This is a genomic window from Mesorhizobium sp. M4A.F.Ca.ET.090.04.2.1, from assembly GCF_003999085.1.
GTDB lineage: Bacteria > Pseudomonadota > Alphaproteobacteria > Rhizobiales > Rhizobiaceae > Mesorhizobium.
Genome location: NZ_RZOT01000139.1, coordinates 1 through 11,702, shown reverse-complemented (window position 1 = coordinate 11,702; position 11,702 = coordinate 1). Strand labels below are relative to the sequence as shown.

Below are 11,702 nucleotides of genomic sequence, written 5' to 3'. Positions count from 1 at the left end.
GCCTCGTCGTCGGCACCCACACGCATCAGCCGACCGCCGACCACCAGATCCTCAATGGCGGCACAGGCTATATGTCGGACGCCGGCATGTGCGGAGATTATGATTCCTCGCTCGGCATGGACAAGGAGGAGCCGCTCAACCGCTTCCTGTCGAAAGTGCCGAAAGGCCGCTTCGAGGCGGCAAACGGTCCGGCGACCTTGTGCGGCGTCGGCGTCGAGATTTCCGACCGGACAGGGCTGGCGGAGAAGATCGCGCCGTTTCGTCGCGGGCCCAGGCTGGAAGAAACCGCGCCGTCCTTCTGGTCGTGACATTGATATGAGCGGCGTCAGTACCTAACTGGCGGCGACACCTGCTTCAGATCGTAGAGGGGACGACCTCCATGCAGCTCATCGAATTCCTGGCGCCGCACTTTGCCTTTGTCTCCGACCCGACCGCCTGGGTCGCGCTGCTGACGCTGGTGGTGCTGGAGGTCGTCCTCGGTATCGACAATCTGATCTTCATCTCGATCCTGACCAACAAATTGCCCGCAGGGCAAAGGGCCCGCGCGCGCCGGCTCGGCATCTCGGCGGCGCTGATCATGCGGCTGGTGCTGCTCGCCACCATCTCGATCATCGTCCAGCTGACGACGCCGGTGTTCACCGCCCTTGGCCACGGCTTCTCCTGGCGCGACCTGATCCTGATAGCCGGCGGCCTGTTCCTGGTATGGAAGGCGACCAAGGAAATCCACCACACGGTCGATCCCGAGGACCACAAGGACACGATGCTCGGCGAGACGCTGCAGATATCGCTCGCCGGCGCCATCTTCCAGATCCTTTTGCTCGACCTCGTGTTCTCGATCGATTCGATCATCACCGCCGTCGGCATGACCGACGAGATCGCCATCATGTACATCGCCGTCATCGTGGCGGTGAGCGTGATGATGCTGGCGGCCGGTCCGCTTGCCGATTTCATCGCCAAGAATCCCAGCATCGTCATGCTGGCGCTCGGCTTCCTGCTGATGATCGGCATGACGCTGATCGCCGACGGCATGGGCTACCATGTGCCCAAGGGCTACATCTACGCGGCGATGGGCTTTTCGGCGCTGGTCGAGGGGCTCAACATGCTGGCGCGGCGGCGCAAGAAGGCAAGGTCCGGCGAAGGGCATTGAGCATGGCAGCCCGCCCGGCGGCGGGCGGTCCCCTTCCCGGCTGCCTCGGGCTTATTTGCTGTCCGAAGTCGGTAGCTCACCACGCATTTCGCTGGGGTAGAACCCTTCACGCAGGTTGATGCCGTACTCGACATAGGCCTTCATGCAGGCGAGCATCTGTGACCAGCCCTCGCAATTGCCATAGGATGATTTGCGGCCGGCCTCATCCTCACGCCATCCGCTTTCGGCGATGGTGACGAAGGTGCCGCCGTCCTCCAGCGGCTCGAAGTTCATCTCGATCGTGGTCTTGTAAGCCGGCACTACGCCGGGGCCGCTGCCATCCCAACGCAGCAAAATGCGCTTGTTGGGAACCACCTCATCGACCTCCACCGGCACGGTCTTCCACCAGGTCACGGTGGTGCCGGCGACCAGTGGGGCGCTGGCGCCGCCAAGGGTGGTGAAATAGCCGCTCAGCTTGCCCGGATTGGCGACTGCGTCGAAGACCTCGGCGACCGGCTTGCCGATGCGACCGGAAACCCTGAATCCAAGAGACATATCCACAGCTCCTTCCTTGCTCGTCTCGACGATATGTTATATAATTATAACATGTCAAGCCGATCGCGAGACGACAATGTTTTCAAGGCGCTGGCGCATCCGCGCCGGCGGGAATTGCTGGATCGGCTGAAGGATGCGCCGCTCACCACAGGCATGCTGTGCGAGGCCTTCCCCGACATGGACCGGTGCACCGTCATGCTGCACCTCAAGGTGCTGGAGGAGGCCGAGCTCGTCGTGGCGAAGCGCGAGGGGCGCGAGCGTTGGAACCATCTCAACGCGCTGCCGATCAAGCAGATCCATGACCGCTGGATCAGCCAGTATGCCGGCCATGCGCTAAGCATCATCGGCCGGCTGAAGTCCGATCTGGAGCACTGAAGGCCGGATCGATCGGATCCGCGCGCGCCCCTTTACCACGCGCGGCTGGACGAATTGAGCCGATTTATCTATAAGCCGGCCATTCCGAGAGAGCGCCGTATGCCTTGCAGGCGTATCAGGGACGTTCTGAAATTTTGAATTCGAGCATTTTGCGAAGAGCAAGGTCACTGCACCTGGCTTCAGGATGCTCTAGCCGAAAACGACAGGGGTGCCATGGCTGGCCATTCACAGTTCAAGAACATCATGCACCGCAAGGGCCGCCAGGACGCGGTGCGGTCGAAAATGTTTTCCAAGCTGGCGCGCGAAATCACCGTCGCCGCCAAGACCGGCACGCCGGACCCGGCGATGAACCCACGGCTGCGCCTTGCCGTGCAGAACGCCAAGGCCGTCTCGATGCCGAAGGACAACATCCAGCGCGCCATCAACAAGGCTTCGGCCGGCGACGGCGAAAACTACGAGGCCGTGCGCTATGAGGGCTACGGCCCGGGCGGCGTGGCGCTGATCGTCGAGGCGCTGACCGACAACCGCAACCGTTCGGCTTCGAACGTGCGCGCCGCCTTCACCAAGGCCGGCGGGGCGCTGGGCGAAACCGGCTCGGTGTCGTTCATGTGGAACCGCGTCGGCGAGATCTATTATCCGGCATCGGCCGGCAACGCCGACAAGGTCATGGAAGCGGCGATCGAAGCCGGCGCGGACGACGTCGAATCGGACGAGGAAGGCCACACCATCTACTGCGCCTTCGAGAATCTCGGCGACGTGTCGAAGGCGCTGGAAGCCTCGCTCGGCGAGGCGGAATCGGTGAAGCCGATCTGGCAGCCGCAGAACAACGTTCCGGTCGACGAGGAACGCGCGCAGTCGCTGATGAAGCTGGTCGCCACGCTCGAGGACGACGACGACGTGCAGAGCGTCTACGCCAATTTCGAGGTCGACGACGAGACCATGGCCAAGCTCAGCGCGGCCTAAGTCCGAAATATGAGCGAAGCTCAACCTGATATGAGCGACAAGCCGCTGCCTACCGTCCGCATCACCTATTGCACGCAGTGCCAGTGGCTGCTCAGAGCCGGCTGGATGGCGCAGGAGCTGCTCTCGACCTTCGGCACCGATCTCGGCGAGGTGACGCTGGTGCCGGGCACCGGCGGCATCTTCAGCATTTCCTGCAATGACACGCTTGTCTGGGAGCGCAAGCGCGACGGCGGCTTTCCGGACGCCGCGAAGCTCAAGCAACTGGTCCGCGACGTCATCGACCCGGAGCGCGATCTCGGCCATGCGGATCGCAAAGGTGATAAAAAAGACCCGGCCTGAGCCGGGTCTTTTGTTTGTGCCTTGCGCTTCTCAAAGCATCGACAGGATGAAACAGGCCATCGACACGATGGCCGTGATGGTGCGGACGTGATTCCACATCACCCATTGGCTCAGATGGTTCGCCCACACGGCGGCGCCGTTGGCGCTCGCCGGGTCGACGGCGGCGAGCGCGTCGTTGAGCGGCACGTTGAAGACCATGGTCACGATCGGGTTGCCGACGAAATAGATCACGGCGCCGGCAAGCAGCCAATACGTGCCCGACTGGGTCCAGCCCAACAGCGCGGCGGCAATCAGCCCCAGGCAGATGAGGCCGGTGCCGAACAGGGCCGTCATGAACGTCGGGGTGATCACCGTGACGTTGATCGAATTCATCGCCGCGATGCCGCTTGGGACGGGCAGCCGGGCAAGCGCCGCCATGACGAAATTGGAAAAGGCGAAGAAAACGCCACCGACGACGCCGGAGCCGATCGCGGCAATGAAGGTGAGGGTGGGAAGAAGTTTCATCATCTCAATTGCTCCAGATGCCGCTGGCGGCGGTTTCGGTTGCATAAGCGGAAAAGTCCTTCGGCTGGCGGCCGAGCGCGCGCTGCACGCCGTCGGCCAGCGTCTCGTTGCGGCCGTCGAGCACCTTCGTGAAGAGCTCGTCGAGCAGCCAGCCGAATTCCGGCGGCAAATTGTGCGCCGCCACAGCCTCGGTGAATTCGGCATGTGAGATCTGCTGGTAACGGATGTCGCGGCCGGCGGCCTTGCCGATCTCGGCGACGGCGTCGGCGAAGCTCAACAGGCGCGGGCCGGTGAGCTCGTAAAGCTGGCCGATATGACCTGGCTCCGTCAGGACGGTTGCGGCGACGTCGGCGATGTCGTCGACTTCGACGAAAGGTTCACCGACATTGCCGACCGGCAAGGCGACCTCGCCCTCGAGGATAGACTCGATCAGGAAGCCCTCGCTGAAATTCTGCGAGAACCAGGCGCAGCGCAGGATGGTCCAGTCGGCGCCGGAGGCCTTCAACATCTCCTCGGCGCGCTGGGCTTCAGGCTCGCCGCGACCGGAGAGCAGCACCAGGCGCTTGACGCCGCGTTCGACGGCAAGCCGGGCAAACGCCTCGACGGTTTCGGCGGCGCCCGGCACGGCGATGTCTGGATAGTAGCTGATGTAGACGGCGCCGACGCCGTCGAGCGCACGGCCCCATGTTTCCTTGTCCAGCCAGTCGAAGGGTGGCGTGCCAGCGCGGGAGCCGATGCGCACAGGAATTTTCCTGGCGATCAGCCGTTCGGCCAGGCGCCGGCCGGTCTTGCCGGTGCCGCCCAGGATCAAAATAGGTTTCGCAGTCATCTCGATCTCCTCGGCTTACAAATATGAGTAATCCTCACATTTGCAAAACGTGATAAACCCTCGTATTTTGTGAGTCAAGCGAGTTGTCGCAGAATCTTTCCGGAGGACTCCATGGAAGGCAGAGGTGCCGCGCCGCATCAGCAGGATGGATCGGTGGCCTCGCCGCGCCGGTCCCCGAGCCAGCAGCGCAGCCGCGAGCGGGTCGAGCGCATGCTTGCCGCCGCCTCGGCGCTGATCGCGGAGCAGGGCAGCGACGCCATGCGCATGGGCGAGGTGGCGGAAAGGGCGGGCGTTTCGATCGGCTCGCTCTACCAGTTCTTCCCCGACAAGCGGGCGATCGTCTGGGCGCTGGCCGAGCGCTACACCGCCGAAAGCCAGGCCTGCATTGCCGCAGCGCTCAAGGATGTCGGCGACGCCGAGGGCTTGCGGCGAGCATTTTCGGAACTGGTGGACGTCTATTACCGTCTGTTCCTGGCTGAACCGGTGATGCGCGACATCTGGTCGGGCACGCAGGCCGACAAGGCACTGCACGCGCTGGAACTCGCCGACAGCCGCGCCAACGCGGAATTCCTGACAGCGGTGCTCAAGCGGCTGCGTCCGAATGCCGATCCGGTGGCGCTTGAGACGACAGCGCTGCTGATCTGGCAGATGGGTGAGGCCGCTATGCGGCTGGCGATCTCCGTTGACCGCAAGGAAGGCGACCGGCTGGTCGCGGCCTACAAGCGCATGGCGTTGCGAGAGCTGGTGGATGGGTAGAGACGAGCCGCCCTTGGCGTTTTTCCTGCCGCGTTGTCGATTGGCGGAATCGGCAATGAGAGCGTCCCCTGTCCCCAGGGAGAGGATGCCGGCAGGCAGCACGGGCCTATGATATTTGACGGCAGCTTTGTCGCGAAAAGTGCGCGGTCACCGAATTCCCGAATTGAATTTCTCAGCCAATTGTCGAGGTCGGCCCCGCCCCTCATCCGCCCGCCGGCACCTTCTCCCCGTATAGTGACGGGGAGAAGGGAGCTCTGGTCAACAAAAAACCCGCCTCGAAGGCGGGTTCTTGATCTGCGACAAGGCAGGAATAGGCTTAAAGGCCGAAACCTTCGAAGCGCTTCTTGAACTTCGACAGGCGGCCGCCGCGGTCGAGCAGGGTCTGCTGGCCGCCGGTCCAGGCCGGGTGCGTGGTCGGGTCGATATCGAGGTTCATCGTATCGCCTTCCTTGCCCCAGGTCGAACGGGTCAGGTATTCGGTGCCGTCGGTCATGACGACCTTGATGGTGTGGTAGTCGGGATGGATATCGGTCTTCATGGTTCTGTTCCTGGCTTACCGGCGCTGCCGACGGGCCCAAGGCCTGCGTCGATGCGCCCCTTTTTAAAACTCGAAGCCGCAGCTATTGAGGAGCCGCGGCTTCTAAAACGGTCGGCGAGCCTATACATCAGCCGGAATTGAATCACAAGGCCGCGGCACGCGCATATTCGAAGCGCATAGCCGAAGGTGGCCAGAGGAAACGGTCATGGCGAACATCAGTGGCGAGGAAGACGGGCGCAGACGCTCGCTCGGCCCTCTGAGACGCCTTTATCCTTACATCTTCCGCTACCGCAAGATGGTCATCGGCGCGATCATATCGCTGGTCGTAGCGGCGGCAACGACGCTGGCCTTGCCAATGGCCGTGCGCCGTATGATCGACCATGGCTTTTCCGCCTCCGATTCCAAATTCATCGCTGAATATTTCGCCATGCTGGTGGTGATGGCCGCATTGCTGGCTGCGGCCTCGGCCAGCCGCTATTATTTCGTCATCACCCTCGGCGAGCGGGTGGTCGCCGACATCCGCCGCGACGTTTTCGCTCATGTTACGACGCTGTCGCCGGCCTTCTTCGACACGGCCCAGTCGGGCGAGATCGTGTCGCGTCTTGCCGCCGACACCACGCAGGTGAAATCGGCGGTCGGCGCCACCGCCTCGGTGGCGCTGCGCAACGTCATCCTCGGTCTCGGTGCGGTGGCGATGATGGTGTTCACCAGCCCGAAACTGTCCGGCCTCGTCATCGCCGCCATCCCGCTCATCGTGCTGCCACTGGTCGCTTTCGGCCGTTCGGTCAGGCGCAAGTCACGGCAGGCGCAGGATACGCTGGCCAACGCCACCGCCTATGCCAGCGAGCAGATCGGCGCGGTGCGCACGCTGCAGGCCTTCACCAACGAGACGCTGGTCACCGGCCGTTTCTCCGCAGCAGTGGAAGCCGCCTTCGAGGCGGCGCGCGGCTCGGTCTTCGCGCGCGCCTTCCTCACCTTCTTCGCCATCTTCATGATTTTTTCCTCGGTGGTGGCGGTGCTGTGGTTCGGCTCGCGCGACGTGCTCTCCGGCACGATGTCGGCAGGCACGCTCGGCCAGTTCCTGCTCTATTCGGTGTTCGCGGCCGGCGCGCTCGGCGCGCTGTCGGAAGTGTGGGGCGAGCTCGCCCAGGCGGCGGGTGCCGCCGAGCGGCTGACCGAGATCCTGGCCGAGAAGCCGGCGATCCAGCCGCCCGCCGATCCGCGGCCATTGCCGGCGAAGGCGAAAGGCGCGATCAGCTTCGACGACGTCTCCTTCTCCTATCCGGCACGGCCGGACCGTGCCGCCGTGCATGGCCTCAGCTTCCAGGTGAAGCCCGGTGAGACGGTGGCCATCGTCGGCCCTTCCGGCGCGGGCAAAAGCACTGTCTTTTCACTGATCCTGCGCTTCTACGACCCCGAGACCGGCCGCATCGTCATCGACGGCATCGATTTGCGCGAGGCCGATCCGGTGGCGATCAGGCAGCGCATCGCCATCGTGCCACAGGACGTCACCATCTTCGCCGCCAGCGCTCGCGACAATATCGGCTTCGGCCGGCCTGGCGCCAGTGATGTTGAGATCGAGGCGGCGGCGAAGGCAGCACTCGCCGACGAATTCATCCTCAAGCTGGACAAGGGCTATGAGAGCCAGGTCGGCGAGCGCGGGGTGACGCTGTCCGGCGGCCAGCGCCAGCGCGTGGCGATAGCCCGCGCCATCCTGCGCGACGCACCGATCCTGTTGCTCGACGAGGCGACCTCGGCGCTCGACGCCGAAAGCGAGACGCTGGTGCAGACGGCGCTTGAGCGCCTCATGCAGGGCCGCACCACGATCGTCATCGCCCACCGGCTGGCGACGGTGCTGAAGGCCGACCGGATTCTCGTCATGGAAGGCGGCCGCATTGTCGAGGAAGGCACGCATCAGAGCCTGGTCGCCAAGGGCGGCATCTATGCGCGGCTGGCCAAGCTGCAGTTCGAGACCGGCGCCAGCGCCTTCAAAGGCGCGGCTGAATAATCGCCTCGGTTTTCATTCAGTTCAGTGCGGCAAGCCGCCGTTCGGGCCGGCGCGGTCCACCATGGTCGGCGTCGGCAGGTCGGTGCCGAGGTCGGCGGCCTTGATCGGAAAGTTCTTGGCGAGATCGTTGGCAGCCAGTGCTTTCAGACTCTTTCCGGCCAAAGTAAAGACTGGTGGCGAATGTTCCGGGTGTCTTGATCCAGAGAAGCGGGCTCAGTTGCCATAGCGCTTGCGCAGATGCTCCGTGAAATACGTTGCATTGAGCTTCTCGCCGGTGGCGCGTTCGAGCAGGTCTGGGGTCGACCAGCGCGACCCCTGCGACCAGATCCTTTCACGCCGCCAGGCGTTGATGGCGCTGAAGTCGCCCCTGGCGAGGTCGTCGTCGGCGGACGGATGCTCACGGGTCAGCGCCGCCCATTGCTGTGCCGCCATCATGGCACCTAGCGTATAGGACGGGAAATAGCCGAAGGCGGCGCCCGGCCAGTGCACATCCTGCATCGGTCCGTCGGCTGGATTGTCCAGGGTCGACAGGCCGAGATAGTTGCGCATCCTGCCGTCCCAGGCCTCGGGCAGGTCGGCAACCTCCAGCCGTCCCGAGACGAGTTCCTGCTCCAGTTCGTAGCGCAGGATGACATGCAGCGGGTAGGTGACCTCGTCGGCATCGACGCGGATCAGGCCGCGCTCGACCCGGTGCACATGCGGCAGGATGTCGTCGATCGACCAGGTCTCGCCGAGATGCTTCTCGACCACCGGCAGGGCCCAGCGCCAGAAGGCCGGATTGCGGCCGACCTGCTTTTCGACGAACAGGCTCTGGCTTTCGTGCACGGCCATGCCGCGCGCCTTGCCAAGCGGCCAGTGCGCCCAGGCCTTCGGTAGGTTCTGCTCGTAAAGCGCATGGCCGGTCTCGTGCAGCACGCCCATCAGCGCCGACAGGAAATCGGTGGTCTTGTAGCGGGTGGTGATGCGCACGTCGCTCGGCACGCCGCCGCAGAAGGGGTGATGCGACACCGACAGCGAGCCATGGGTGAGGTCGAAACCGACCGCCGCCATCATGGCAAGGCCGAGCTCGCGCTGACGCTCGATCGCATAGTTGCCGGAAAGCGGCTTCAGCGGATGCTTCGCCAGCCGCTCCTCCTGCAACGCCAGCGCCTCCGGCACGAAGCCCTTGAGGAAGGCCTTCAGCTCCGCGAAGACCGGCGTGATGTCGACGGCGCGGTTGCCGGGGTCATATTGCTCCATCAGCGCGTCATAGGGATCGAGCCCAAGCGCATCGGCGCGCAAGGCCGCTTCCTCGCGCACCAGGGCGATCACGCCTTCCAGCGCCGGCTGGAAACCCGCCCAGTCGTTTTTGGCGCGCAGGTCGCGCCAGAGCTGCTCGGAGCGCATGCGCGCCGTCGTCTGCCGCTCGACGAACTCGACCGGCAGGCAGGTCATGTTGGTGTATTGCCGGCGCAGTTCCCTGACCGCCGCCTGCTGCTCCTCGTTCAGCGCCTCCTCTTCCGCCGCAGCGATCCAGTCGCCGATCTCCGGCGCCGTCGCCCGGGCATGCAGCATCCCGGCGAGCGCCGACATCGCCTCGGCGCGCTTCTCGCCGCCGCCGACCGCCATATGTGTCGCCTCGTCGGCGCCGAGGATGGCGAGCGCATGTTCCAGCGCTTCGAGCTTGTGGCCGAGGTCGTCGAGTTTCTGAAAGGACATGGCGGTTCCAGTCTGGTCTGCTATCGAATTGGACGGCGCGAAAAGATACCAACGCGCCAGCCTTGGCAACCCCGACGAGGTGCCCGAGCCGCCTTGCGCGGGCAAGCTGCGGCGTGATCAATGTTGGCAACGAAGCGGAGGGGAAAATGATAGGCAACATCCTGGTCGCGCTGGTGGCGCTGATCCACTGCTACATCGTCTATCTGGAGATGGTGCTGTGGGATACGCCGCAGGGCCACAAGGCGTTCAGGCTGACGCCGGATTTCGCCAAGGCGTCCAAGGTGCTGGCCGCTAATCAGGGGCTCTACAACGGGTTTCTCGCCGCCGGGCTGATCTGGGGGCTCTATCTCGGCGCGGCCGGCTTCCAGGTCAGGATGTTCTTCCTGATCTGCGTCGCCATCGCCGGTCTCTATGGAGCGGCGACCGTCGGCAGGAAGATCCTGTTCATCCAGACCGTGCCGGCCGCGCTCGGCATCATCGCGCTCTGGCTGGGCTGGTAAAAAGGACGCCCTTGGGACGGAGTTCCCTCGGGCGCCAGGTGTCCCTTCCTCGGGTCGAGCGATCAGCCGTTGGGATAGTGCCCGCCGTCCGCGCCGTCGCCCATCAGGAAGCCGGCCCCGGTGTCGATGCGAAGCGCCTGGTCAACATCGTCGAGACGGCGCAGCAAATCATGATACTGCGCTGCCGGTATCCTGCCATGATCCGCGGCGGCCGTTTTCGCGGCGGCCTGGCTGATCTGGGCGGCGCGCATGCGCAACGTCTGTGCCTCGGCCGGCGTAATCGCATTCTGCTGCCGCGCATCGGTGATGCCCTGGTCGAGGCCCTGCACCTGCTCGATCAGGCCTGTCACGCGCGGACCGGTGAAATCGGTGGGATCGGGCGCGTCGAGAGCGCCCTTGTGATGTCCGGCAGCGTAAGCGCCGGCGAGCGGGGCCGTGACGAGAATTGCGGCAAGCGTGGCAGTCCTGAGAGAGAATGAAACGCGCATGCGGCGCATCCTTTTGCTGGGGAAGGGAGCGGCCGCGCCGCTCCGCTTTCCGACCTTGTGAGCCGTCGGTTCCGTCGTGCCGCGATGGGAGGCATCGCCGGCGGTTCTCGGCCCTGCGCGGCAAGCTAGGAGCGCCCAGCCGCGCAGTGTAATTAAAAAAAGATAATGTTTTCAGGACTTGCCGGTCACGTATCTGCGCCCTAGCGTTGAGTCTGTGAACAAATTCTCGTGATACGCGATCACCGTTCAGTGAGCTTCAGCTCGATGCGGCGGTTCTTGCTGCGCGCCTCGTCGGTGTCGGCTGGATCGAGTGGCTGGAATTCACCGAAGCCGGCCGCGACCAACCGATTGGCCGGCACGCCGTTCTCGATCAGGAACTTCACCACCGAGGTCGAGCGCGCCGTCGACAGCTCCCAATTGTCGCGATAGCGGCCGGCACCCGAGAGTGGCTTGTTGTCGGTATGGCCGTCGACGCGCAGCACCCAGTTGATCTCCGGCGGGATTTCCTTCTGCAATTCGATGATGGCGTCGGCGAGCTTCTTCATTTCAACCTTACCGGCATCGTTGATCTCTTCGGAGCCGGTCGGGAACAGCACCTCCGACTGGAAGACGAAGCGATCGCCGACGATGCGGATGTTCTCGCGGTCGGCGAGGATCTCACGCAGGCGGCCGAAGAAGTCGGAGCGGTAGCGGTTCAGCTCCTGCACGCGCTGCGCCAGCGCGACATTGAGGCGGCGGCCGAGGTCGGCGATCTTGGTGTTGGAGTCGCGGTCGCGCGCTTCCGAAACGTTGAGCGCGTCCTCGAGCGCACCGATCTGCTTGCGCAGGGCGGCGATCTGCTGGTTCAGGATCTCGACCTGGCTGAGCGCCTGCTGGCTGATCTGGCGCTGGCTGTCGAGCTCGCCGGAGAGGGCGGCGGCGCGCTGGTTGGCGGCGTCGCCGGCGCCGGCGCCTTGCGCCAGCAGTTGTTCGAGCCGGCTCTTTTCCGCCTCCGACGCCGATAGCGAGGCCTGCAGATTGGCG

General features: G+C 64.4%; 16 protein-coding genes. 8 read left to right on the top strand and 8 right to left on the bottom strand.

Going from position 1 to position 11,702, the window contains the following annotated elements:
• A partial coding sequence (locus EN781_RS12380; protein WP_189347511.1) for a YmdB family metallophosphoesterase occupies positions 1–308 on the top strand: 308 nt, incomplete at its 5' end.
• A gap of 71 nt (positions 309–379) precedes the next feature.
• Positions 380–1,147, top strand: a complete 768-nt coding sequence (locus tag EN781_RS12375) for a TerC family protein (RefSeq protein ID WP_126057839.1) — start codon at positions 380–382, stop codon at positions 1,145–1,147.
• Between the two features lie 51 nt (positions 1,148–1,198).
• Here the strand turns inward: EN781_RS12375 and EN781_RS12370 are convergent, their stop codons facing one another.
• The gene (locus EN781_RS12370) at positions 1,199–1,681 is read right to left on the bottom strand and encodes an SRPBCC domain-containing protein (protein ID WP_126057840.1); all 483 of its coding nucleotides are present in this window, start codon (positions 1,679–1,681) and stop codon (positions 1,199–1,201) included.
• Positions 1,682–1,732: 51 nt separating this feature from the next.
• Between EN781_RS12370 and EN781_RS12365 the strand changes: the two genes are divergently transcribed.
• From EN781_RS12365 to EN781_RS12355, 3 genes are all read left to right on the top strand, one after another.
• Positions 1,733–2,056: a helix-turn-helix domain-containing protein gene (locus tag EN781_RS12365; protein ID WP_126057841.1), complete on the top strand. Its 324-nt coding sequence runs from the start codon at positions 1,733–1,735 to the stop codon at positions 2,054–2,056.
• A gap of 213 nt (positions 2,057–2,269) precedes the next feature.
• A complete protein-coding gene (locus EN781_RS12360; RefSeq protein ID WP_126057842.1) occupies positions 2,270–3,019 on the top strand; it encodes a YebC/PmpR family DNA-binding transcriptional regulator in 750 nt (249 codons plus the stop codon).
• 30 nt (positions 3,020–3,049) lie between these two features.
• On the top strand, positions 3,050–3,358 hold the full coding sequence (locus EN781_RS12355; RefSeq protein WP_245455343.1) for a SelT/SelW/SelH family protein: 309 nt from the start codon (positions 3,050–3,052) through the stop codon (positions 3,356–3,358).
• Positions 3,359–3,388: 30 nt separating this feature from the next.
• Here EN781_RS12355 and EN781_RS12350 read toward each other — a convergent pair whose 3' ends face one another.
• Both EN781_RS12350 and EN781_RS12345 read right to left on the bottom strand, forming a co-directional pair.
• Positions 3,389–3,865 (bottom strand): DUF1772 domain-containing protein, encoded by a 477-nt coding sequence (locus EN781_RS12350; protein WP_126057844.1) that lies wholly within the window; start codon positions 3,863–3,865, stop codon positions 3,389–3,391.
• Position 3,866: 1 nt separating this feature from the next.
• Positions 3,867–4,691 (bottom strand): NAD(P)H-binding protein, encoded by an 825-nt coding sequence (locus EN781_RS12345; RefSeq protein ID WP_126057845.1) that lies wholly within the window; start codon positions 4,689–4,691, stop codon positions 3,867–3,869.
• A 111-nt stretch (positions 4,692–4,802) separates the two neighbouring features.
• Between EN781_RS12345 and EN781_RS12340 the strand changes: the two genes are divergently transcribed.
• Positions 4,803–5,447 (top strand): TetR/AcrR family transcriptional regulator, encoded by a 645-nt coding sequence (locus tag EN781_RS12340; RefSeq protein WP_126057846.1) that lies wholly within the window; start codon positions 4,803–4,805, stop codon positions 5,445–5,447.
• A 316-nt stretch (positions 5,448–5,763) separates the two neighbouring features.
• Here EN781_RS12340 and rpmE read toward each other — a convergent pair whose 3' ends face one another.
• Entirely contained in the window at positions 5,764–5,985 is a 222-nt protein-coding gene (gene rpmE / locus EN781_RS12335; RefSeq protein WP_126057847.1) for a 50S ribosomal protein L31, read from the bottom strand.
• Between the two features lie 205 nt (positions 5,986–6,190).
• On the opposite strand from rpmE, the gene EN781_RS12330 reads away from it, so the two are divergent.
• Positions 6,191–7,993, top strand: coding sequence for an ABC transporter transmembrane domain-containing protein (locus tag EN781_RS12330; RefSeq protein ID WP_126057848.1), 1,803 nt, complete (start codon positions 6,191–6,193; stop codon positions 7,991–7,993).
• Between the two features lie 21 nt (positions 7,994–8,014).
• Here EN781_RS12330 and EN781_RS34285 read toward each other — a convergent pair whose 3' ends face one another.
• Both EN781_RS34285 and EN781_RS12325 read right to left on the bottom strand, forming a co-directional pair.
• A complete protein-coding gene (locus EN781_RS34285) occupies positions 8,015–8,155 on the bottom strand; it encodes a hypothetical protein (protein WP_189347509.1) in 141 nt (46 codons plus the stop codon).
• Positions 8,156–8,206: 51 nt separating this feature from the next.
• Positions 8,207–9,691 carry a carboxypeptidase M32 gene (locus EN781_RS12325; protein ID WP_126057849.1) on the bottom strand — a complete coding sequence of 495 codons (1,485 nt, stop codon included), beginning with the start codon at positions 9,689–9,691 and terminating at the stop codon, positions 8,207–8,209.
• Between the two features lie 146 nt (positions 9,692–9,837).
• Between EN781_RS12325 and EN781_RS12320 the strand changes: the two genes are divergently transcribed.
• Positions 9,838–10,191, top strand: a complete 354-nt coding sequence (locus EN781_RS12320; protein ID WP_126057850.1) for a DUF1304 domain-containing protein — start codon at positions 9,838–9,840, stop codon at positions 10,189–10,191.
• A gap of 62 nt (positions 10,192–10,253) precedes the next feature.
• Here EN781_RS12320 and EN781_RS12315 read toward each other — a convergent pair whose 3' ends face one another.
• Positions 10,254–10,679, bottom strand: coding sequence for a hypothetical protein (locus EN781_RS12315; protein WP_127406765.1), 426 nt, complete (start codon positions 10,677–10,679; stop codon positions 10,254–10,256).
• A gap of 239 nt (positions 10,680–10,918) precedes the next feature.
• Positions 10,919–11,702, bottom strand: a 784-nt coding sequence (locus EN781_RS12310) for a peptidoglycan -binding protein (RefSeq protein ID WP_127400031.1), incomplete at its 5' end; no start/stop codon positions are given.